Annotated in this window: 21 protein-coding genes; 8 read left to right on the forward strand and 13 right to left on the reverse strand. The window is 41.3% G+C overall.

Going from position 1 to position 22,388, the window contains the following annotated elements; all coding sequences use genetic code 11:
• Window positions 1-307: 307 nt before the first annotated feature.
• The 9 genes from QNI15_RS38240 to QNI15_RS38280 form a co-directional block, all read right to left on the reverse strand.
• Window positions 308-3,013, reverse strand: a complete 2,706-nt coding sequence (locus tag QNI15_RS38240; protein ID WP_314037398.1) for an MGH1-like glycoside hydrolase domain-containing protein — start codon at window positions 3,011-3,013, stop codon at window positions 308-310.
• A 116-nt stretch (window positions 3,014-3,129) separates the two neighbouring features.
• Window positions 3,130-3,804, reverse strand: a complete 675-nt coding sequence (locus tag QNI15_RS38245; protein ID WP_314037400.1) for a uracil-DNA glycosylase family protein — start codon at window positions 3,802-3,804, stop codon at window positions 3,130-3,132.
• A 77-nt stretch (window positions 3,805-3,881) separates the two neighbouring features.
• Window positions 3,882-4,430, reverse strand: coding sequence for an NUDIX hydrolase (locus QNI15_RS38250; RefSeq protein ID WP_314037402.1), 549 nt, complete (start codon window positions 4,428-4,430; stop codon window positions 3,882-3,884).
• 55 nt (window positions 4,431-4,485) lie between these two features.
• Entirely contained in the window at window positions 4,486-4,908 is a 423-nt protein-coding gene (locus QNI15_RS38255) for a hypothetical protein (protein ID WP_314037404.1), read from the reverse strand.
• A gap of 454 nt (window positions 4,909-5,362) precedes the next feature.
• Window positions 5,363-6,775 (reverse strand): L-serine ammonia-lyase, encoded by a 1,413-nt coding sequence (locus tag QNI15_RS38260; protein WP_314037406.1) that lies wholly within the window; start codon window positions 6,773-6,775, stop codon window positions 5,363-5,365.
• A 4-nt stretch (window positions 6,776-6,779) separates the two neighbouring features.
• Entirely contained in the window at window positions 6,780-7,169 is a 390-nt protein-coding gene (locus tag QNI15_RS38265; protein ID WP_314037409.1) for a VOC family protein, read from the reverse strand.
• A gap of 190 nt (window positions 7,170-7,359) precedes the next feature.
• Window positions 7,360-8,163 (reverse strand): NIPSNAP family protein, encoded by an 804-nt coding sequence (locus QNI15_RS38270; RefSeq protein WP_314037411.1) that lies wholly within the window; start codon window positions 8,161-8,163, stop codon window positions 7,360-7,362.
• A gap of 221 nt (window positions 8,164-8,384) precedes the next feature.
• Window positions 8,385-9,920 (reverse strand): tetratricopeptide repeat protein, encoded by a 1,536-nt coding sequence (locus QNI15_RS38275; protein WP_314037413.1) that lies wholly within the window; start codon window positions 9,918-9,920, stop codon window positions 8,385-8,387.
• Window positions 9,921-10,140: 220 nt separating this feature from the next.
• Complete coding sequence (locus QNI15_RS38280) at window positions 10,141-10,551, reverse strand: DUF1573 domain-containing protein (protein WP_313976461.1); 411 nt, start codon at window positions 10,549-10,551, stop codon at window positions 10,141-10,143.
• Window positions 10,552-10,776: 225 nt separating this feature from the next.
• Here QNI15_RS38280 and QNI15_RS38285 point away from each other — a divergent pair, with 225 nt between their 5' ends.
• Together QNI15_RS38285 and QNI15_RS38290 are read left to right on the forward strand one after the other, a co-directional pair.
• Window positions 10,777-12,060 (forward strand): sensor histidine kinase, encoded by a 1,284-nt coding sequence (locus QNI15_RS38285; RefSeq protein ID WP_314037414.1) that lies wholly within the window; start codon window positions 10,777-10,779, stop codon window positions 12,058-12,060.
• Window positions 12,061-12,145: 85 nt separating this feature from the next.
• The gene (locus QNI15_RS38290) at window positions 12,146-12,835 is read left to right on the forward strand and encodes a response regulator transcription factor (protein WP_314037415.1); all 690 of its coding nucleotides are present in this window, start codon (window positions 12,146-12,148) and stop codon (window positions 12,833-12,835) included.
• Between the two features lie 52 nt (window positions 12,836-12,887).
• Here QNI15_RS38290 and QNI15_RS38295 read toward each other — a convergent pair whose 3' ends face one another.
• Complete coding sequence (locus QNI15_RS38295) at window positions 12,888-13,304, reverse strand: hypothetical protein (RefSeq protein ID WP_313976455.1); 417 nt, start codon at window positions 13,302-13,304, stop codon at window positions 12,888-12,890.
• 238 nt (window positions 13,305-13,542) lie between these two features.
• Between QNI15_RS38295 and QNI15_RS38300 the strand changes: the two genes are divergently transcribed.
• The 5 genes from QNI15_RS38300 to QNI15_RS38320 all read left to right on the forward strand — a co-directional run bounded on the left by QNI15_RS38300 (window position 13,543) and on the right by QNI15_RS38320 (window position 17,023).
• Window positions 13,543-14,055 (forward strand): GNAT family N-acetyltransferase, encoded by a 513-nt coding sequence (locus tag QNI15_RS38300; protein ID WP_314037417.1) that lies wholly within the window; start codon window positions 13,543-13,545, stop codon window positions 14,053-14,055.
• A gap of 51 nt (window positions 14,056-14,106) precedes the next feature.
• The gene (locus QNI15_RS38305; RefSeq protein WP_314037419.1) at window positions 14,107-15,363 is read left to right on the forward strand and encodes a serine hydrolase domain-containing protein; all 1,257 of its coding nucleotides are present in this window, start codon (window positions 14,107-14,109) and stop codon (window positions 15,361-15,363) included.
• Between the two features lie 58 nt (window positions 15,364-15,421).
• On the forward strand, window positions 15,422-15,841 hold the full coding sequence (locus QNI15_RS38310; protein WP_313998131.1) for a helix-turn-helix domain-containing protein: 420 nt from the start codon (window positions 15,422-15,424) through the stop codon (window positions 15,839-15,841).
• Between the two features lie 76 nt (window positions 15,842-15,917).
• On the forward strand, window positions 15,918-16,679 hold the full coding sequence (locus QNI15_RS38315) for an SDR family NAD(P)-dependent oxidoreductase (RefSeq protein WP_314037421.1): 762 nt from the start codon (window positions 15,918-15,920) through the stop codon (window positions 16,677-16,679).
• 185 nt (window positions 16,680-16,864) lie between these two features.
• On the forward strand, window positions 16,865-17,023 hold the full coding sequence (locus QNI15_RS38320) for a hypothetical protein (RefSeq protein ID WP_313998126.1): 159 nt from the start codon (window positions 16,865-16,867) through the stop codon (window positions 17,021-17,023).
• A gap of 18 nt (window positions 17,024-17,041) precedes the next feature.
• Here the strand turns inward: QNI15_RS38320 and QNI15_RS38325 are convergent, their stop codons facing one another.
• The gene (locus QNI15_RS38325; RefSeq protein WP_314037423.1) at window positions 17,042-18,307 is read right to left on the reverse strand and encodes a glutamate-5-semialdehyde dehydrogenase; all 1,266 of its coding nucleotides are present in this window, start codon (window positions 18,305-18,307) and stop codon (window positions 17,042-17,044) included.
• Between the two features lie 74 nt (window positions 18,308-18,381).
• Entirely contained in the window at window positions 18,382-19,464 is a 1,083-nt protein-coding gene (gene proB, locus QNI15_RS38330; RefSeq protein ID WP_314037425.1) for a glutamate 5-kinase, read from the reverse strand.
• Between the two features lie 412 nt (window positions 19,465-19,876).
• On the opposite strand from proB, the gene QNI15_RS38335 reads away from it, so the two are divergent.
• The gene (locus QNI15_RS38335) at window positions 19,877-20,047 is read left to right on the forward strand and encodes a hypothetical protein (RefSeq protein ID WP_314037427.1); all 171 of its coding nucleotides are present in this window, start codon (window positions 19,877-19,879) and stop codon (window positions 20,045-20,047) included.
• A gap of 22 nt (window positions 20,048-20,069) precedes the next feature.
• Here QNI15_RS38335 and QNI15_RS38340 read toward each other — a convergent pair whose 3' ends face one another.
• Complete coding sequence (locus QNI15_RS38340) at window positions 20,070-22,157, reverse strand: hypothetical protein (protein WP_314037430.1); 2,088 nt, start codon at window positions 22,155-22,157, stop codon at window positions 20,070-20,072.
• Between the last annotated feature and the right edge of the window lie 231 nt (window positions 22,158-22,388).

Consider the following 22,388-nt stretch of genomic DNA (forward strand, 5'->3'; position numbering starts at 1 on the left):
TAAGAAGACAATTCAGTGAAATCTTTATCAGAAGTCACAATATTTTGAAAATCAATATCTTGCATACGACAAAGATATGCTTTTTTCCTTAGCCTGACGGCTATGGTGATAACACCAACAACGGGCAAGTGAATGAAGGAACTACAAGAAGAGTGATGTAAGGGACTATAACCCAACTCAACTAAAGAGATATCTTAAAAATAAACCAGCGCCTATACTCTTTTTAAAAGAATAGACACTGGTAAAACTCTCATCCAACATTCGGGATGACTCATCTTGTATTCAGAAATCAGGAAAATTACTATTATTAACCTACCACCTCTTTCTTCTCTGTCTTACTCTCTGTTGGCTTACCTTCTCTGGCGATTCGGGCAGTTTCCAAACGGTCGATCAGGTCAGTAATCAAGCCAGTCCATCCTGTTTGATGGGAAGCACCTAATCCTCTGCCAGTATCTGCATGGAAATATTCATAGAACATCATATGATTCTTGAAATACGGATCATGGTTAAATTTGGCATCTCCACCATAGAACGGCCGCTCGCCTTTTTCATTTAACTGGAAGATTCGTAATAAGCGAGCCATCAGTTCTTCGGCTACCTGCTTTAGATTCAGGAAGGTACCGGAACCGGTTGGATATTCTACCGTCATTTCATCCCCATAGTATTCATAATATTTCACTAACGACTCTATAATCAGGTAGTTAACAGGGAACCAAACCGGACCACGCCAGTTAGAATTTCCGCCAAACATTCCCGATTCGGATTCACCAGGCAGATACTGCACTGAATACGTAATGCCATCCATTTGCATTACATATGGGTGATCTTTATGGTATTTGGACAAAGATCTTACACCATAGTCTGACAAAAACTCTGTTTCGTCCAGCATACGACGTAAGGTACGCTTTAGTCGGTGAATACGCATCAATGCCAGCATCCGGCTTTCTCCACGTCCCGGTTCGTGCCAACGAGACACCATACGAGCCAGATCAGGTCTGTTTTTCAATACCCATTCCAGTCGACGTGTAAAGTCAGGTAATTGTCCGATCATCTCAGGTGTCAGAATCTCTACCGCAAACATAGGGATCAAGCCTACCAATGACCGTACTTTCAATAATATGCTCTGATTATCGGCAGGCAAATGCAGAATATCATAGTAAAACTCATCTTCCGAATCCCAAAGATCAATTTCATCTTCGGTGATGTTACGCATAGCTTTGGATATAAACAGAAAATGCTCAAAAAACTTAGAAGCCATTTCCTGATAACTTTCCTCATACGTTGCAAGCTCAATCGCAATCCGCAACATATTAAGGCTATACATCGCCATCCAGCTACTTCCATCGGCCTGTTCGATATAAGCCCCGTTTGGTAGTGGATGACTCCGGTCGAATACTCCTATATTATCCAGTCCCAGGAAGCCCCCTTCAAACAGGTTATTTCCTTCTCTGTCTTTCTGGTTTACCCACCAGGTAAAGTTCATCAATAGCTTATGAAACACAGAAGCCAGAAACTGCTTATCGCCCTTCCCACCATTCATCTCCTTATCAATCGCATATACTTTCCAGGCCCCCCATGCATGCACAGGAGGGTTAACATCCGAGAAATTCCATTCATAGGCAGGAATCTGTCCGTTGGGATGCATATAATATTCCCGCAAGAATATAACCAGCTGACGTTTGGCAAAGGAGGGATCTAGTTTGGCTAATGGAATACAATGAAACGCCAGATCCCATGCCGCATACCAGGGATATTCCCACTTGTCAGGCATAGAGATTATATTTCCATTGTGCAAATGTCGCCAGCTCTGATTCCGGATATTCAAACGGGATTCAGGAGGAGCTGCCGAAGCAGGGTCTCCAGTAAGCCACTGATCTACGTTAAAGTTATAAAACTGTTTGTTCCATAACATACCGGCATAAGCCTGTCGCTGAATTTTACGAAGATCCGCATCTTTTATATTTTTCTGCAGATCTGCATAATACGTATCTGCCTCCGTTTTTCTCTCTGTAAACTTCTCATCAAAGTTAATAAATGGAGTTTCCATGTATCGGTGGCTTAATCTGAATCGCAGTGTCACCTCTCCCTTTGGGTTCACCTGCAATGTATTCCGGATAGCCCCTTTGGTACCTGTTTTCTGAGGGTTCAGGTATTTGATTTCTCCTCCGGAAATGATATAATCGTTAATACTGTCTTTCGGATAGGGACGCAGATTGGGTTGCCCGAAAACCTTTAACCGATTGGTCTCATTCTCACAAAACAGTTCTTCAGGTTCTCCCTCAAAATATAGATAGTATTTTCCTACATCCTCATGTTCAGCCACGATATAGTTACGTCCTGAAGCAGCGACATTGGGTACATAGGTCTGATCTTCATATCCCCAGTACCAGGTATTCCGAAACCATAAAGTAGGCAGAATATCCAGACGAGCCTTTTTTACAGAACGGTTACAGGCAGTAACTTTGATTAAAATATCTTCTTCGGAAGCTTTGGCATATTCAATAAAAATGTCAAAATACTCATCTTTCTGAAATACTCCTGTATCTATCAGTTCATATTCAGGTTCATCCCTACCCCGCCTTGCATTCTGTTCCAATATTTTCCGGTATGGGAAAGCATTCTGAGGATATTTGTACAACATTTTCATGTACGAATGAGTCGGAGTACTATCCAGATAATAGTAGAGTTCTTTGACATCTTCTCCGTGATTTCCCTCCGGGTTTGCCACTCCAAACAACCGCTCTTTTATATAAGGATCTTTTCCGTTCCAGAAAGCCCATCCAAAACACATGCGCTGTTTGGTATCCGAAATCGCCGCGATTCCATCCTCACCCCATCTGTAGGCACGACTAATGGCTTGTTCATAAGGAAAATATGTCCAGGCAGACCCATCTGCACTATAATCTTCACGTACAGTTCCCCACTGGCGTTCTGACAAATACGGTCCCCATTTCTTCCAGCCAGAATTTTTAGGTGTTGCGATAATTCTCTCTTTTTCAGGATTACTTTGCATGGCTACAAAAAATCATTTATAAATGAATCAGATACAGACAGTTTTCAAAACAATTAAAAAGGTCAGTATAAAAAAATCAAAAACAGAGGCATAACCTACCTGTGATATTTCTTTCACTAACCAGTGTATAAGTTCTCCCACAAAGTCACATATTTCTTTATATACTCAGTCATCTCTTTTCGTTTATATTGCATAATAAATCTTGGATGCTCCAGCACATGGATCTTATCAAACAAATCCAGCTGTTTGTTAAGTAGTTGCAAATACTGATAGTTCTTTTGGCCCAAACAGATAACCTCTTTTGCTGATGCCAGTGCCACCTGTTGCTTCAAATATTCCAGTATAGAAGATTCCAACGCCTTGTATACTTCCGGCGAATCGTAGTAATTATAGTTTTTACCTTCTTTCACCAAGGCCAGCGGATAAACAGCCCCCAAATGAAACCTGCTGAAAAATCGGTCTGTCCCTCCAAACTTGTTGATACATTTGTAGATAAACTGGCTGGAAAGTTCTGTAGTATTTTTGAATGTATGGTTAATGTGACAATATTGCTGCAGATTTACAGGATCAGTAAAGGAAATCCCTGTAGTACCACCACCCAAGCGTCCAGGGTTTATACCCATGATCCATACACGTGGCAATTCATCGGCATAGAACTTCTCATAAAACTGAACTACAATCTGTTTTACATCAGTCTGCTCATAGGGATTCAGCGTTTTCACTGAATGCGGCAACTCATTCCCAGCAGATAGCTGGTTATAAAAAGAAATGGCTTTCTCTGCAAAAGTCATATTTTCATTCTGTAAAAAGCTGACACAGCATCAGGAGGTCATCCTTTCATCTATAAGTATTACGGTGTCAGCTTATTCTATTTAATTTTTTCCAGTGCCAGCAGGATGATCGCCAATGAATTGGCGACACAGATCTCCCCCTGCACTGCTTTTTGCATCACTTCTGCCAAAGGTACTTTTTCGACAATAATATCTTCTGTATGATCCAGTTTCTGTTCTCTGGTATGATAGGCTCCTTCAGCCAGATAGAAATGAAACTGGTTTGTATTTTTGGTTGGATCGTCATAAATCACTGCCAGCTTAGTCCACTGTTCGCTGTAATACCCTGTCTCTTCCAGCAACTCCCGTTTTGCCGCTACCTCTACTGAACTATCAGTAGTATCCACGATTCCTCCCGGCAATTCGAGCAGTATCTGACCTGCACCATGCTTGTATTGCCTTACCATGATTACTTCATTGTCTGCTGTAATTGGGAATACAAGCACTACTTCCGGACGAACACTTACATAATAATCGTCCAGAATACGCCCATTGGGTAATTGTACTTCATCTTTACGTACTTTATACCAGCGATGATCAAAAACCATCTCTGATCGTAAGGTCTTCCACTTCTCCAGTTTTTTCACTTTATCTTTATAATGCTTAATTCATTGTAAATTATACTCTTATCCTGAAGCCAGGTTATTTAAGGGCTACCAGTTCATGATAGGCTTTCAGGTATTTGTTGATCCGGGGAATATCCTTTTCTGTAACAGAAGGCAATCGCCTCATATCCAGATTATCTTCCAGATCGTTTAACTTCACATTAATCGCCAGACGACTGGTTTTGATACGTTGTATAAAATCCTCGTAAGATTCAGATTCCGGCCTTGTAAGACAATTCACTGCTTCCAGAATGGATTCAGAGAACCCTTCCTTACGCAAATCTTCTATTGTCTTTGGAGAGTCTTCTACCACATCATGCAACAAGCCAACAATCTTTTCATCCTCATTTTTACCTCGTAGCATGACCCGCATCACATGTAAAATATAAGGGGCATCATACCGATCTTTCTGATCTTTATGTACTTCTGTAGCTATCTGTAATGCACGTTCAAAATTCATATTTTCTCCAGCTGGACTAGTGTCTATATGCGAATGTGCAAATTAATTGTTTGGGATTCAATCAAAATAGATGAAAATAACAGAAAGGCCACAAAATTTTCAGTATAGAAAATCCATAAACATCATTCAATGACGATGAGTTTGTACTATAGGAGGAAAATAGTCTGTTTGTTCTCTTAGAAAGAGAGGCTTGCTGACTTTCCGGGATATAAATTCTCTGGCCTTCTGAAAGAGTCACTCCATTTTGACCTCCTGAAAGCACCTCCTCTGTCCTTCTGTAAGAATCTTGTGGCAAGACCGGCGGCCTTTACTTTTGGAGGTAATTTTTCTCTCAAAAACAAGTAGGGTTCTATTTGTCACAAGGTTCTTTCAGAAGGACAACGAAGAAAGATCTTTTCCTAAAGAAAGATCCTTTCAAAAAGAAAAAAATGAATTACGAACCTCTTCTCTTACTCTAACATTCAGCAACATTAACCGATACAGCCAGACCTCCTTCTGAGGTTTCTTTGTATTTTCCGTTCATATCCAGGGCTGTTTGCCACATGGTTTTTACGACATCATCGAGAGAGACTTTGGCTAAAGAAGGATTGCTCTCCAGTGCAATATTACAAGCAGTAATAGCCTTCATAGCTCCCATTGTATTTCTTTCTATGCAAGGGATCTGTACCAATCCCCGGATAGGATCGCAGGTAAGACCCAGATGGTGCTCCATAGCAATCTCTGCCGCCATCAGAGCTTGTCCCGAACTTCCTCCCAGACATTCGGTTAAGGCTGCTGCCGCCATAGCTGATGAAACGCCAATCTCCGCCTGACAACCACCCATAGCAGCAGATAAGGTAGCCCCCTGCTTAAAAATACTTCCAATTTGACCTGCCACCATAAGAAACTGAATAACTTTTTCTTCACTCACATCTTTGCAAAAACAGACATAGTAAAGCAAAACCGCCGGAATTACTCCTGCAGCCCCATTGGTAGGAGCCGTCACAACCCGTCCCAGTGAAGCATTTACCTCATTGACAGCGAGTGCAAAACAACTGATCCACTTGGTTACACATTCAAACGACTTGGAAGTACGTCGGATAGCCTCAATCCATTCACTGGCATCCTGATAGGTCTGATCTCCCATAAGCTTACGATTAATTGCACTAGCTCTTCGTGCCACTTTTAACCCTCCTGGTAAGATTCCTTCGGCATGGCATCCCGTATAGGCACAGTTCAACATCACATGGTAGATATTCAACAATCCCGAACGAATATCAGCAGGTGTTCGCCATACTTTCTCGTTTTCCCATACTACAGCAGAAATGCTTTTATGAAATTCCTGGCAATATCGTTCAATGTCTTTTCCTGTCTGTACAGGATAGGGTAGCTCGACTTTACTCCCTGTAAACTGTTCGTTTTCTTTTATAATAAACCCTCCTCCTACCGAGTAATAGGTTTCCCATAGTTCCTCCCCATTAGCCAGCCAGAGGTGGAACTGTATACCATTCGGATGAAAAGGGAGGGATTCATTATAATAGAAGCAGATATCATCCGTATAGCTGAAAGAAATAACATGCTGTCCCAATAGATAAATCTGCGAGGTATCTTTAATGGTTTGTACAATCTGAGGAATGGCCTCTTCCTTTACTGTAACCGGATCTGCTCCACTTAACCCCATCAAAACAGCTATATCAGTCCCATGCCCGATGCCAGTCTTCGCCAGTGAACCATAAAGTAACACCTGAACCTTGACAACTTCTTTTAAAGACATCTTTTGCCCGATTTCCTGCATACATCGCTGTGCTGCTCTCCATGGACCTAATGTATGTGAACTGGACGGACCAATTCCAATTTTTAAAATATCAAATACGCTAATTGCTTCCATTATTTTATTTCCAGATTCCAACAGGAACTATTTCCAGCAAATGTCCATCAAAGTCTCGAAAATAAAAAGAGGTCTGCCCATTACGCCAGGTTTCTTCATGAATTATTTCTATACCCACAGTGAGAACTTTTGCCTTACAAGCCTCATATTCTTCCGGAGTCACTTCAAAAGCCAGGTGTAGTTGTCCATAACCATAATGAGGAGGTAAATGTGTATCCGTTTTTGTCTTCTCCGAAATAAAACATAACAATACTGACGTTCCGGCTCTGAAAAACACATGCCGCCCTTCTACTTTACTAATAACAGGAAACCCAAGCAGGTCATGATAGAAATGCGCTGTACGGTCTAAGTCTGTTACATACAAACAAGTTTCCTTGATCTGGATGATATTCATTATATAGCTGATTAAGAAAATAAGCCCTTGTAAAGTATAGTTTTCTTTACTATCTATTGCGTCAGACACATTACTGAAAAATCTATACCTCATTAACTTTCATCCCATTAGTCTCGTATTAGCAGTGTTTTTTGGTCATCAGCCTGTTACAACCATTAGTATTTATATTGTATTTCATCTCTATGAGATGTTAGATCTGAGAGAAGGCTGTAGGCACTAAAAACGTACGAGTAATACCTGAAAGAATTTTTTCATCACTATATTCAGGCCTAGTACTAATCTTTTTCCATTCCGGATCAGAGCCAAATTTCTTCCAGTTCTGGTCATGCTCTTCCATATTATCAAATACAAGCATATAGGTAAGATTAGGTAGATGAGACCCTATTACTGCTTCACCAAAGAATACAGGAGTCAGGCCAACACGTTTAAAAATGGCAATTTCACCTGCATCGTTAAACATTTCTATCTTCTTTTTTCCTGTAACTTCACTGGGACTTTCATACCGTCGCAGTTCAAACAAACGAGGCTTTTTCTCCGGCACTTCCAATGCAGGCATCTGGGCAAATGACTTAAACAATGAACTTTCGATCCGTTCGTAAGCAGGTTCTGTAGCAGTAGCATTCAAATACGGAGCTGCTGCCTGCAAATATGCAGTATCTTTTGCCAGCTTTTGAGCGACTTCCATAAAGTCTGTAAGTGACGCATACGGAATCAATACAATAAGCTTGGTAAATCCTTGCGGCAGATACTCTGTAAAAACGCCTATGTTTTTACTACCTACTTTGTTCAGAGCTGGAATGGCGGCTTGCTGAAAATAGTCTTCTATCAGCTTTCTTTGCCGCCCGTTTTTTACTGTGTAGGTACGCAGTTCATAAAACTCAAAGGTAGCGTTAGGCTGCATAGGCTTACTTACAGAAGCATCACTTACTTGTGGTATGAGAGTAGCTACTGTACCAGTCACCAGGGAAGCTTGTATAAAATCACGTCTTTTCATAGGATTGGGTTGTATATTAATTTGTCTAAGGAGAGAGTACTAAAAGATAATAATATGCAATATCTCATATGCTGTGTAACACACAAAGTGCCATTTCTCTTTGTGCATCTTCTATAAACCTGACAGGTATTTTACATTTGAAAGGATAACGGCCTTTCGAAAGACTTCATTGCATGGTTCTTTCAAAAGGCCGTTGGGCAGGGTAGACTTAGAAAAGGATCTTAAAGACTACAATTCAGCTTTCTTAATTCTTTTTCATCAGGTTTATAGTGTAACTCAATAGCCTTACGAATGTCACTGCATCCTTCATCGTGTTTTTTGCTATCCAACTTTACACGACCACGATTATAGTAGGCTACGGCATATTGAGGGTCCAGCTGTAATACCTTATCATAATCGGCAATGGCCCCATCATAGTTTTTCGCATTGGCACGGGCGGCAGCTCTGTCAAATAAAGCATTTTCATAGTCTGGCACCAGTTTTATTGCCTCATCAAACGAAGTTATCGCTTTATCATACTGGAATTGCTTAAAATAACAAACACCTCTGAAATAGAAGGCAGGTGCATCCTGAGGAGTCTTTTCGATGTATTTGGTCCAGTCACTGGCAGCCTGATCATAACGAGACAAAGCCATACGTGCCAGTGCTCTCTCCTTATATATATTTACATCTTTGTAGTTGGATGTGATGGCCCTCGAAAAATCAGCGTCAGCACCTCTGTAGTCTTTTATATGACTACGTGCTATACCTCTGTAATACGTAGCTTCTACATCTCCATAGTTGTAGGATAGCGAGCTAGTCAAGTATTGTTCTGCAGATCTGTAGTCTTCCATATTCAGAGATGCGGTAGCAGCATCAAAATATACATTGGGGTTAAAGGGATTCAATTCCATTACCCGTTTGTAATCATTTACAGCTTCCTTATAATTTCCCAGCAAGTTCTGCATAGTGGCTCGTTCATAATAAGCCAGTTCAAACTCTTTTTTTAGCTGTACCGCTTTTGTGAAGTCATTTAATGCTTCCTCGTACTTTTGTTGAGCCTTCAACAAAAGCCCACGCTGATAATAGGCATCTGCATCTGTGGAATCCAGTTCTATCGCTTTTGTAAAATCGGCTTCGGCCTCTGTCACTTTCTTCTGTTTTGCCAGAATCATTCCCCGAGTAGCATAGTTCTCTTTCTTTTTGGGGTTTAACTCCATGGATTTTGTCAGATAGGGCATGGCTTTATCCACCTCTCCCCGCTCCAGATATAAATTTATAATATCCTGATACGCCTGGTCAAATTCAGGCTTCGCAGCAATGGATCTCTCCAAATCTGCAATAGCTCCCTTGGTATCACCCAATCCCTGCTTGATAGAACCACGGTAATAAAATGCTTCTGCAAACTTTGGCTCCAGTGCAATGGCTCTGTCCAGGTCCCGCAATCCACCATCGGTGTCTCCCATCTCACTTTTTATCAGACCCCGATATGCATATCCCCGGTGGTTATTCTGTTCAATACGTAACCATCTGTTTACATCATCTATGGCAGCAGGCAGGTTTCCGGATTCAAGCTGGACAATGGCTCTGCCTTCCAGACCACGCGGATTCTGAGGTTCGCGGGCAAGAACTTCATTATACTCTGTTAATGCTCCCCGGTAATCCTTTTTCTTGAGTTTACCATTGGCAGAGATGAGTAAGTCATTAATATTTTGCGCATATACAGTTGTGGTTAATAGCAGTCCACACACTATATAGAAAAAACGTAAGGCTAACATAAAAATACAACGTTGTTGAAGTTAGGTCTGATAGTAGATCAGGTATATGTCCGCAATCTTTGTTCCAATTTTTCAATACTACCAACAAAAACCTAAAAATAAAACAACCAGTGAAGAATCCTCTTCACTGGTTGTTTTAGTAGAAAGTATATTATTCGTTTTTACAGGAATAAGCTACTATTTCAGAGCTTATCTACAAGTAAAATCGGACCACTATATATTAGTTAGCAGGAGTTGCATTACTTTTTACTTCGCCTTTGATAGTCAACACAACTGGTGCAGTTCCTACGTTGGTAGTCAAAGTAACAGTTTTTGTGAAAGGACCAACTGCAGCAGCATTGAATGTAGCTTTCACTACACCTGTTTTGCCAGGAGCGATAGGCTCTTTTGAATAATCAGGAACAGTACAACCGCAAGATCCCTGAGCAGCTGAAATAATCAAAGGAGCGCTACCAGAGTTTGTGAATTTAAATTCAGCAGTTACTGGCTTTCCTTGTGGAATAGCAGCAAAGTCATGTGTAGTTTTTTCCCATTTGAAAGCAGGAGCTTTAGCAGAAGCAGATTTAGTTTGGGCAAATACAGCTGCAGAAACAGCGAATAGAAATGCGATGGCTAATGCGATTTTTTTCATGATAGTATACGTTTAATAGATAAGAATTACTTGTTATTGTTACTCAACAGGACAAAAGTATAGCGAAAAACTGAAACCATCTCTCAACAATTCTTTAAATATTGTTAATGAAATGTTAATGCACCTTTCTGTATAGGTAAGCTTTTCATTTCTAAAAATAAGATCATGTATCTTTGCATTCATATGATTCTTTGAGAAAACGCGTTTTACACTAAAATACAGCAAATGAACCGTCGTACCTTTCGGCTTATAATCATTCTGGCAACTCTCTCTGTCTTTGGGATTGTGGTGGTGCAGGTTTTCTGGTTCAGACAGGCTTTTAATGTAAGGGAGGTAGAGTTTGACCGAACTGCCAGAGAAGCATTAGCCAAGGTAGCCCATTCCATTCTGCGTTACAATCAGCATACTGTCTCATCCAATGTCTCTATAAAAAAAGCTTCGTCCAATTACTATGTTGTGATGGTCAACGATGTGATTGATGAGGAACTGTTGAAAACACTGCTGCGCAATGAACTCGAAAAAAGGGATATACGCATAGACTTCCAGTACATAATTTATGATTGTGCCAACAATGAGGCGGTTTTTGGAAATTATTTCGTTTTTGGAAAAGAGGACATCCATCCTACAGCCAATCAGATTTTTCCTAAGATTGCAGGTGACAACTATTACTTTGGTATTCGGTTTGTAAATAAAGATCTGGCACTGGTAGGGGAAATGCGGTTCTGGATATTTTCGTCAGCTGTGTTGTTGATCGTAATCTCTTTCTTTGCGTATACATCCTTTGTGGTTCTGCGCCAACGTCGTCTATCTGAAATCCAGCAGGATTTTATCAATAACATGACGCATGAATTTAAAACGCCACTCTCTACCATTTCTATATCATCTGAAGTATTAAAGAATCCGAAAATCACCCAGTCTCCAGAACGTTTACTTAGCTATGCAACTATCATTGGGCAGGAGGCTAACCGCCTGAAAGGACAAGTGGAACGGGTGCTTCAGATGGCATCACTGGAGAATGAAGAAATAAAACTGAAGAAAGAAACTATCGATCTGCACCAACTCATCACTCAGGCAGCAGAGCCTTTTCAGCTTTCTCTTACAGAAAAAGGAGGCACATTGCAATTACATCTTGATGCTACCCGCAATCAAATTTCCGGGGACAAGCTCCATATTACCAATGTATTGTACAATCTTCTGGATAATGCAATTAAATACAATCACAAGGTTCCTGAAATACTAATTACTACACAGAACGAAAAAGACCAGATAAGTTTTACGGTTAAAGACAATGGTATTGGTATCAGTCAGGAGCACATAAAACGGATTTTTGACCGTTTTTATCGCGTTCCAACAGGTAATGTTCATGACGTAAAAGGGTTTGGGCTTGGATTAAACTATGTCAGGCTCATTGTAAAGGCACATGCTGGTACAATCAAAGTGACCAGTGAACCTGATCAGGGAAGTAGCTTTACGATCTGGTTACCAGTAACTTCAGAAAAGCTTGCATAACAATGGTGTTCTTTTCTAACTTTAAAGCCCTGTAGCTGAAATCAGATCGTACACCTATTTTTTATACTAAATTCTACCTACATACTTGAGCAAAGCACATATTTTATTGATAGAAGATGATCTTAACCTGGGATTTGTGATCAAAGACAACCTGGAGATGGAGGGATTTTCGGTAACACTGTGTGATGATGGAGAAAAAGGCTGGCATGTATTTACCCAACTTACTTTTGATATTTGTGTACTGGATGTAATGCTTCCCAAGAAAGATGGCTTTACTCTAGCCCAGGATATTCGCCAGAAAAATACTCAGATTCCAATTATCTTTCTTACAGCCAAGTCCATGAAAGAAGACAAGATAACAGGATTTCGTATAGGGGCTGATGATTATCTAACCAAACCTTTTAGCATCGAAGAACTTACCTTGCGGATTGAAGCTTTGTTACGACGCAGTAAACCCTCTATCAATCAACAAAATCAGTATGCTCTCGGAAAATATGTATTTGACTATCCCAACCTAACCTTACGGTATGAGTCACAGATGCAGACTCTGACTCAGAAGGAAGCTGATGTGTTACTGCTGTTGTGCAAGAATGCAGGTAAAGCAATGAAAAGGGAAGAGATATTAGTGCAAGTATGGGGCAGTGATGATTATTTTCTGGGAAGAAGTCTGGATGTATTTATTTCCCGCTTGCGAAAACACCTGAACAATGATCCAACGGTAGAAATCTCCAATCTTCATGGCGTAGGATTCAAGCTAAAAACGCCTTCGTTATAGAGACTTCAGAAAATGGAGAATAGTCCTCCATTTTCTGAAAACCACAGAAAGCTTATGCTTTCCAAACTTCTTCTCGGTGTTTGCCTACAGAAAGCACAAAACGGGTCGGGCTTGGGATTAAAACCAGACGAGCCTCTTTGCCTGGAAATTTCTCTGTTTCCACCCATACACCTTCTTTATGGTCTACTTCATAGATAGGTCTTCCATCAGGATGCTGGCCTACTTTTTCATATTTTTGTGCCAGATAAGCTGTAGGTAGTAATACCTCCGAATCCATATCGTGTGTATCATGAACCTCTTCCAATGCATCTTCTAGAAAATCTCCATATTTATCTATGAAGTCATCTTCCATGTCATGAAGCTGCTCCTCAACTTCATCGTAACGTTCATCTGAATAATTCATATTACTTAGCTGAATCTTCTTTTCAACTAAAGCAATTAAGGCTGCATCTAGCTTTTTGGTATCCATACTCAAAATAGTATATTTAGTCATTTATTGTAAAACAACACAGCAGGAAAGCATTCTTACCAAGGATTTCAATTTACTTGCAACATGTAGCAAACTAGTCAAACAGGTAGTATCCAAGCCTGTTTCGGGCTTTTACTTTCTATCAAAGTGTTTTCAAAGGTAGTAAAAAAATGATGAAAAAAGCAAAGCCGAAATCTTACCAAAATCTATCTTTGTGCTATATCAAACCTATATTTCTATGATAAAAATCCGAGAAGCCACTTCTAATGATTTTCAAACCATTCAACAAATAGCCCATCAAACCTGGCCAGATACGTTTGGCTCTATCTTATCCAAAGAACAAATTGCCTACATGCTGGACTGGATGTATAGTATCCCTTCTTTAGAGGAACAGGTTACCCATAAAGGACATACGTTTCTACTGGCAGAGAAAGAGGATACAACTTTTGGTTATATATCGTATGAACTCAATTACACGAATCAACCCAAAGTCAAGATTCATAAAATCTATATTCTGCCATCTTCCCAAGGAAAAGGAGTAGGCAAGGCACTGTTTACTCAGGTTGAAAATATTGCCAGATCTCATTCCCAGCAAACCCTGTCGTTGAATGTAAACAGACAAAATCCTGCTGTTCAGTTTTATGAAAGAATAGGCTTTCATGTAGCGGGTCAGGAGAATATTGACATTGGCAATGGCTTTCTGATGGAAGACTACATTATGGAAAAATCATTAGAGCCTGCCTTGGCTTAGTGCTATCCGACTGACAAACCAACAAAACACGTACAACCGTTTCCGAACTCCATGTCTTATAAATTATTTGTACCGTTTCTCTGTACGCTGATTGGTATAGCAACTCTTTCAGAGCTAGCCGCCCAGAATCAGAAGGCCAAAATCAAAACAGCTTATTTTCCTCCCGCTCAAAGCTGGCAGCATCAAACTCCACAATCAGTAGGTTTGAATGGTACAAAACTTTCAGAGGCGATTTCCTTTGCTATTGCGAATGAAACTCAGGCTCCTCGTAGCATGGAAGCCAATCACTATCGCACCTTCGGGAAAGAACCTTTTGGAGATGGTATCGGTCCTTTTGCAGATCGTGGTGCACCAACAGGGATCATTGTATACAAAGGATATATTGTAGCCGAATGGGGAGAACCTCAACGGGTAGATATGACACATAGTGTGACCAAAAGTTTTTTGTCGACAGTTGTAGGGCTGGCAGTGGATCAGGGACTGATCCGGAGTGTACAGGATACGGTAGCACCCTATGTACCACCTATTGAAGTATATAATCCGCAACAATCTATTTCCAGACCGGCTGAAGACATCGGACAATCCGAATTAATCCGGCCTTTTGCAACTCCTCATAACCAAACGATTACCTGGGATAACCTTTTGCGGCAAACCAGCGACTGGGAAGGCACCTTATGGGGTAAACCTGAATGGGCCGACAGGCCCAGCGCTAATGCCAGTGAATGGCAAACCCGCCCACGCAATAAACCAGGCACCGTTTATGAATACAATGATGTACGGGTAAATGCCTTGTCACTGGCAGCATTAAGTGTATGGAGAAAACCCCTGCCACAAGTGCTAAAAACCTATATTATGGACCCAATTGGTGCCTCTAACACCTGGCGATGGAATGGATACCGTAATGCCTGGATTGTGCTGGATGGTCAGGCAGTGCAGTCCGTAAGTGGTGGTGGTCACTGGGGAGGGGGTATGTTTATCAACGCCTATGATATGGCCCGGTTTGGTTTACTGACTCTTCATAAAGGAAACTGGAATGGCAAACAACTGATTTCAACACAATGGGTTGCCCAGGCACTTACACCAACCACTCCAGAGCCTACGTATGGGTATATGAACTGGTTTCTGAATACAGACAAAAAGTATCTGCCCAGTGCTCCTGTTACTGCATTTGCCCATATAGGCAATGGTACCAATATGATTTATGTAGATCCGGAGCATGAACTGGTGGTAGTAGCCCGATGGATCGATAATAAGGCACTGGATGGAATGGTAAAAAGAGTATTGGATGCATTTCCGGAAACAAAGTAATTTTTCGGAACCATCCCACATCAATATAGATTATAGGTATATCCTTAAAAAAGATTCTATGGCAACTCCCAAGATCCCTGCTAAAATATTTGTCAGACAACATGAGATCACAGCCACTTTTTTGCAGGAAGTAGACAAACATCTGGCAGATATTGTCTCTGGCAAGGCGACCGAAATGTTTGAGATTCGCGACATTGCGGATATCATGCACATACACCCTACTCATCTGAGCAATACCATAAAACTTACTACGGGTAAGCCGCCCTGCTACTTCTTTGAAGAAAAGATTCTGGATATTGCCAAAACCCGGTTACGGGAAACGTCTGATCCTATAGCCGAAATAGCCATTGCGTTAACCTACGACCCGTCCAATTTTGTCAAGTTCTTCAAACGTTTTACCGGAGTGACACCCAAACAATATCGTGAAGAAGTACAGAGAGAAAAATTCCTTTCAAAAACTGAACTAGTCACCATTTAATCTGAAGCTGTCACCATATTTCTGAGACGGAACTACTGCAATTTTGTACCATTATTTCACCAATACAATACGAATAATGGAAACTACTAAAATTGCACTGATTACAGGAGGAAGCCGGGGTCTCGGCAAAAACACTGCATTACACCTGGCCCAAAAAGGAACAGATGTAATCCTGACCTATCGTACCCAGAAAGAGGAAGCAGATAATGTCGTGAAGGAAATACAGAACCTTGGGCAAAAAGCAATCGCACTTCCACTGGATGTAGCTGACAATAAGGCTTTTGATACATTTATCCAGACCGTATCTGAAAATCTTAAAGCCACCTGGAACAGAGATACGTTTGATTTTTTGATCAACAATGCTGGCATTGAGTCTTACTCACTGGTAGCAGATACAAAAGAAGAAGAGTTTGACAGCCTGTTACAGGTACATTTCAAAGGAGTCTACTTTCTGACGCAAAAGTCTCTCCCACTGCTTGCCCATAATGGCCGCATTGTCAACTTCTCCACAGGTCTGGCCCGATTCTCTACACCCGGATATGCTGCCTATGCCTCGATGAAAGGAGCTATTGAAACGTTTACCAAATACCTGGCAAAAGAAGTAGGTTCACGGGGAATTACTGTCAATGCCGTGGCGCCAGGTCCTATCGAAACAGATTTCACCAAAGGTGCTTTCGAAGCGAATCCTCAGTTGAGAGACATTCTATCCTCTCAAACAGCACTTGGCAGAATAGGACAACCTGATGATATAGGTGGAGTAGTTGCCTTCCTTTGTAGTGAAGAAGCCCGATGGATTACTGCTCAGCGTATTGAAGTATCCGGAGGGTTGTTTTTGTAATGTGGAGTTAAAACTGGTTCGGCCAACCTGAGTCATTCCGAATATTGGATGTGAGCAAAACCCAAGTCTATTTCTTTTATAAGTGTGGGCTTGGGGTAATTTTTGAGAATTACTTTCTCTTCATTTGTTTATTGTCACTTACATTGTTCTTCCACTGGCTCCTTCATTTTTTGCTTGTCCAAAAAATGAAGCAAAAAAGGACACTTTTCTCCGATCCTCCCACCCGCAAGGCCAAAGGCCAACCTCGCGGAGAAAAGATTCCCTACGCACCTACACGACCTTTCGCTATTGAGGTTGTCTTTGCTCTCTTTGTAACATTTGTTTTTACCTTACTCAAAATTTGAGATGAATCAGATCATATATTACTTAGCCCGTATCTGTCCATTCCCTCTGACAATCCATTTGTAACTGGTTAGCTCTTCCAGAGCCATAGGGCCTCGAGCATGCAGCTTCTGAGTGCTGATGCCAATTTCAGCACCTAAACCAAACTGAGCTCCATCTGTAAAAGAAGTGGCAGCATTTATATAAACAGCAGCGGCATCCACTGCCTTGGTAAATTTCTCCGCAGTGGGCATATCTTCTGTGACAATGGCTTCGCTATGTTTGGAACTATAGGTAGCAATATGGTCCAGTGCATCTTCTAGTGTACGAACAGTACGAATGGCCATTTTCATCGACAAAAACTCTGTTCCAAAATGTTCAGGCAAAGCTCTGTGTAATAACCCATAAGGATAATATCCCTGTAACTGATCAAATGCCTGATCATCAGCAAAAAGCTCTACTCCATCTTCTCCCAGTGGGGTTACCAATGCGACCAAATCTGGCAAACGATTTTGATGAATCAGCAAACAATCCAGGGCATTACATACGCTTACCCTACGGGTTTTGGAGTTATGTACTATGTTAACTGCCTTAGTAAGGTCTCCGTTTTCATCAAAATACACATGCACAATACCTGCTCCTGTCTCAATTACAGGAACCCGGGAATTGGCCCGTACAAAGTCAATCAGAGACTGGCTACCACGAGGAATGATCACATCCACATATCCTACCGCTTTCAGCAACGCATCTGTAGCACTCCTATCAGGCGGTAACAAGTGTACAATATTCTCGTCGATACCATAACGCGTCAAAATACGCTTGATAACAGAGATAATAGCTTCGTTTGAATAAGAGGCATCACTTCCACCTTTCAGAATACAGGCATTACCTGACTTGAGGCATAACGCAAACACGTCGAATGTCACATTGGGTCTTGCTTCATAGACAATACCGATGACACCAAGTGGAACCGTTATTTTCGTTAATTCCAATCCATTAGGCAGCAGCTTTGAAGAAAGTATTTTTCCTACCGGATAATTTAGCCGGGCTACATTGCGAATATCATCTGCAATAGCTTTAATACGTTGGGGCGTAAGCTTTAACCGGTCAAACTTAGGATCGTTTTCATCCATCCGATCCAGGTCCTTCTGATTTTCAGCCAGCAGAAAAGCTGTCTCCTGCTCTGCTTCATTGGCAACATCCAGCAGTACCTGATTAATGGTAGTCACCTCCAGTAAAGGAATGGTGCGACTTGCTTTTCCAACAGCTTCAAAAGCTTCCTGAAGAGATTGTGTAGTGGTTAACATATGCGAAAGAAAATAACAGTCAAATTAGAAACAGAGGTATTAAAAAAAACCATTCCTGCCAGCGAATAAGTTTATCAGACCAGAAAGAGATAATCATAATGCACCAGAGGCTTTTTATTTTTCTCGCCCAGGTATGTCTTTGCTACCTCAGCTCCATATTGTGCCATGCCTAATCCAACCAGTTCATCATTTTCTGTGACAATCTTTATAATATCTCCCTTTTTAAAATCTCCTTCCAGTCGGGTAATACCTATTGGTAAAAGACTCACGGCTTTATCAGGCTGCAACAAACTTACCTTTGCACCTGCATTTATATAAACAAGCCCTTTGGCATATCCTTCTGAATTAGCTACCCATCGTTTGAGTTTGGATTTATTTTCCTGTGTGGCAAATACGGTTCCTACAGCTTCTTTTCGCAAAATAGATGTCAGAATATCCGGTGTCTTTCCATTGGCAATATGTACCTTGATACCAACCATAGCCAGCTTGTGTGCAATATTACACTTGGTAATCATCCCTCCCCTGCCAAAGTTTGATTTCTCCGCAGAAACAAAACGGGAAAAGTCTGTTCGGGTTGAATCAATAACCGGAATCAGCGAGGCACCTGGCTCTTTGGGAGAGCGGTCATAAATACCATCTACATTGGTCAGAATAATCAAGGCATCGGCCCCTAACATCGAGGCCACCAGACCCGCCAGTTCGTCATTGTCTGTAAACATGAGTTCCGTTACAGAAATCACGTCATTTTCGTTGATGATAGGGATGATGTTGTTTTGTAGCAATGTACCAAAACAACGTTTCATATTCAGGTAGTGCATCCTGTCTCTGAAATCTTCCTTGGTCACCAGAATCTGTGCACATATCAGGTTATGGGGTTGCAGTAACTGTGTATAGATATTTAGCAATTTTACCTGTCCGATAGAGGCCAGCAACTGACGGCGGGCAATGGGATCTGTTTTGTCTGAAACAGGCATAAGACTCCTTCCTGAAGCTACTGCTCCAGAAGAAACCAATATTACTTCAACACCCTGGCTTTTAGCGTGTGCAATTTGGCTGATCAACTGCCCCATAACAGCTTCATCCGGAAGGCCGTTACCTCCTGCGATTACATTCGACCCAACCTTTACTACTATTTTTTTATAAGCAGACTCTGACATACATACTATTATTACAGAACTATGGTGCAAAAATAGAATTTGTCAGCAGGAAAGCATCCTATCGCCCTCATTTTTACTAAGTAAAAATACGGATACCCGGAATCAATGCACTCTGAAAATGAATGGAAGAAACTTTTCTAGAAGCTTCTGACCTAAATTCCGGTCAAACGCAAAAATCAAAACATTCGTGATTAATGACTGAGCTAAACACAAAATAACCTGTATTACGTTCAGGTTTATTTTTGACTGGAGTTCCGGTTGTTTTTGTTATTGACTGGAATACCGATCACTTTCAAGAAATATTCGAATAATGGTCAATTTTAAAGAATATCAAAATACTGATCACTTCTCTGAATGATCAATAGTCTGATCAAGTTGAAAGAGTATCAGAATTCTGATAAAGAAGGTATAATTGTCTGCCCTATCGGAATCTGACTGGCAACTATTCATACACCACCTATCCTCTCAGATAAAGGGCATAGAGGAAGCAGAACCTGAACGTGCGCAGGCAATGTGTAGCCTGATGCCTTCCTATCTGGAAGGCTGGCAACGTAAAAAACGTAGAGGACTATCCTGTAATTAAGTAATTATTCAAACAAATAACCTTACTTATCGATCCATACCTGCTGGGTGAAGGTACCATTTACAGCAGCATCCCAAACCTCAACTCTTACCCATTTTCGATCTTTCAGGTGTGTATTAAATGTAAATTTCTGCTTGCCAAAAGGTTCTGTATGGGTCAGATCAATCCGCTCCCGAAAGACCTGCTTGCCATCACCGGAAATAATTTCAGCAAACGTTAAAGGAAACGTCCAATCCACCTCCAGCACGATAGTAGCTTTTCCATCTTGTGGTAATTTACTAGTCTCACCAGCTTTTTTTCCACTTACCGTGAAAGAAGGTAACAATACCTCTCCGGTAGAGACAAAGAATCGCCCTTGTCTCATAGCATCCAATACAGATTGCCACCCCTGATTGTAGTCTGGTAACTGGTCTAGTTGCAGATAGTTTACATTCAGGTGAGCATACATTTCGTTCGCTGGTTCCACAGTAAACAAGTCAGCTTCAGCAATGACATGTTTTTTATATCCCCAGTTAGCCATATCATCCATCAGATCCAGTACACGACGGCTCAATCGGGGTTCTGACAAATCAGAGGGTATATTTTTCCAAGCCGCGCCAAAGAAATGATCAGACTTGTAAAAGTCCTCGTCTTTGTATTTATCCGGATAACCAGTAGATCCCTTCGTACGGGCGTGAGCTGTCCAGGCCAGGCCATTTTCAGCTTCCAGCAGTTTAAGCATATCCTGTTTGTCAGCAATACGATAGACCTTTCCAAATGTAGGATCTTCAGTCACAAATGGCATATCAGGCTTGCGGGCCATAATCCAGTTTACAGGCTTTGGAAAGAAGCTGAGCCAGTGCCCACCAAAAAACTCATTGGGTTCTTCACCAGGCAGCAACAGAAAATCTTTCGATGACCAGCGTTTACACATCTCGTGCAGCGTTTTGAGTTCAAGCAACCGAAGACTATCCGGACCTTTAGGATGAGCTGTATAATGAAACTCAGCCAGATGTACAATGTCAACCCCACTTTGCTTAAAGACATTCACAAAGTTTGGTGTTTGTGGCACTGGCTTTCCGGCTAGCATCACGCTCATCACAAATTCATTGTGAAAATGACTTGACATCGTTTTATAGTCTGGCAATGGTTTATACGAATCACCATGCGTAAACTTCTTTACCACTTCCAATGTCTGGGTAGGTTCATCAGCACTTAACAGGCAGAAAAAGTTCAACCTTTGTTGAGTCTTCGGAGGTGCATTCACCCAGGGAACCCAACGGTTATCACCCATTAAGTCCTGCCGAATGCCAATGCCAAACTCAGGTAACAGTTCCCGATAATTACGTCCGTGCCAGGTAAAGTTCAGATTAAAAGCTTCATCCAGTGGATAGAAGTATTGATGAGGCGCAGGAAATACAGCCAGACTGCCTGCCTTGTTTTGTCCGATAATCGTACGATACTTAACAGCCTGGGCTTTGGCAGATTGTGTTAAATTGGCTATTGTCTGCTGCATTTTGTCTTCCGTATCTGACCAGGCAATAGTATTCCATACATTTTTTTTCGTAGTTAACCCTGCATCATATAAAATCGCAGTGGAATCTATCTCCGTACTCATTACAGCTGCAACATTGAACAGAGGGCTACCTTTATAGACCGTAATCTCAACAACCCCATGGAAAGTAGAAGCCCTGGCATCACCCACCCGTATGACAGTTCGGGAGCCCATGCTCTGAACGCTGGCCTTCTGTTTATCCAACCCAATGACATAGGACTGATGGGGTCTTTTATTGGTTTTATCAAAAAAGATATTCCAGCCATTTTGAGAGATCAGGTCACGTTTGCCAATTGTGAGTACAAAGGCAGGATCAAGATCACTGGCAATCTCTTTCAAAACTCCCCGCTGTGATACCTGAAGACTGGAAAAAAGAGGTTGGCCGGACTCCAGGTTAAGAATCATCTGTGCCTTTTCTCTCGCTTCTGTTGGCCAGTTTATTTCCAGCTTGTTTCCTGTTTGAGTCACAGATATTCCACTCTTTCGCTGATAACCAGTCCAGTCTATGGGTATTTGTCCATAAATCACTGGACACAAAATAGGAATAAAAAGTATCAGCAGGGCAATATTCTTCATATGAGGCTTGGTTGATGTAAGTGGCAAATCACTTTATCTGTCAGCCGTAAATTAGGTATAATATCCTAACAACCAAGCGCATACCTGGTATTCAATGCCTGTGAACTGACTGCTGGACAAACGGAATAAAAGCGAGGCAGTAGTAGTTATCAATGTGTGAAAAAAGAAGAAAAACTACTCCCATCGCTTTTGAACAAATTTAAGAAGGATTTGCCCAAAAGCCAACAAACC

The sequence above is a fragment of the Xanthocytophaga flava genome, assembly GCF_030068545.1.
Lineage (GTDB): Bacteria > Bacteroidota > Bacteroidia > Cytophagales > 172606-1 > Xanthocytophaga > Xanthocytophaga flava.

Excerpts from the sequence above, each read along its gene's own strand:
- QNI15_RS38285 (WP_314037414.1), top strand. The coding sequence starts at position 10,777 with ATGAACCGTCGTACCTTTCGGCTTATAATCATTCTGGCAACTCTCTCT.
- QNI15_RS38340 (WP_314037430.1), bottom strand. The coding sequence starts at position 22,157 with ATGAAGAATATTGCCCTGCTGATACTTTTTATTCCTATTTTGTGTCCA.
- QNI15_RS38280 (WP_313976461.1), bottom strand. The coding sequence starts at position 10,551 with ATGAAAAAAATCGCATTAGCCATCGCATTTCTATTCGCTGTTTCTGCA.
- QNI15_RS38255 (WP_314037404.1), bottom strand. The coding sequence starts at position 4,908 with ATGAATTTTGAACGTGCATTACAGATAGCTACAGAAGTACATAAAGAT.
- QNI15_RS38265 (WP_314037409.1), bottom strand. The coding sequence starts at position 7,169 with ATGAATATCATCCAGATCAAGGAAACTTGTTTGTATGTAACAGACTTA.
- QNI15_RS38315 (WP_314037421.1), top strand. The coding sequence starts at position 15,918 with ATGGAAACTACTAAAATTGCACTGATTACAGGAGGAAGCCGGGGTCTC.
- QNI15_RS38310 (WP_313998131.1), top strand. The coding sequence starts at position 15,422 with ATGGCAACTCCCAAGATCCCTGCTAAAATATTTGTCAGACAACATGAG.
- QNI15_RS38305 (WP_314037419.1), top strand. The coding sequence starts at position 14,107 with ATGTCTTATAAATTATTTGTACCGTTTCTCTGTACGCTGATTGGTATA.
- QNI15_RS38295 (WP_313976455.1), bottom strand. The coding sequence starts at position 13,304 with ATGGATACCAAAAAGCTAGATGCAGCCTTAATTGCTTTAGTTGAAAAG.
- QNI15_RS38300 (WP_314037417.1), top strand. The coding sequence starts at position 13,543 with ATGATAAAAATCCGAGAAGCCACTTCTAATGATTTTCAAACCATTCAA.
- QNI15_RS38270 (WP_314037411.1), bottom strand. The coding sequence starts at position 8,163 with ATGAAAAGACGTGATTTTATACAAGCTTCCCTGGTGACTGGTACAGTA.
- QNI15_RS38320 (WP_313998126.1), top strand. The coding sequence starts at position 16,865 with ATGAAGCAAAAAAGGACACTTTTCTCCGATCCTCCCACCCGCAAGGCC.
- QNI15_RS38245 (WP_314037400.1), bottom strand. The coding sequence starts at position 3,804 with ATGACTTTTGCAGAGAAAGCCATTTCTTTTTATAACCAGCTATCTGCT.
- QNI15_RS38275 (WP_314037413.1), bottom strand. The coding sequence starts at position 9,920 with ATGTTAGCCTTACGTTTTTTCTATATAGTGTGTGGACTGCTATTAACC.
- QNI15_RS38240 (WP_314037398.1), bottom strand. The coding sequence starts at position 3,013 with ATGCAAAGTAATCCTGAAAAAGAGAGAATTATCGCAACACCTAAAAAT.
- QNI15_RS38325 (WP_314037423.1), bottom strand. The coding sequence starts at position 18,307 with ATGTTAACCACTACACAATCTCTTCAGGAAGCTTTTGAAGCTGTTGGA.
- QNI15_RS38260 (WP_314037406.1), bottom strand. The coding sequence starts at position 6,775 with ATGGAAGCAATTAGCGTATTTGATATTTTAAAAATTGGAATTGGTCCG.
- proB (WP_314037425.1), bottom strand. The coding sequence starts at position 19,464 with ATGTCAGAGTCTGCTTATAAAAAAATAGTAGTAAAGGTTGGGTCGAAT.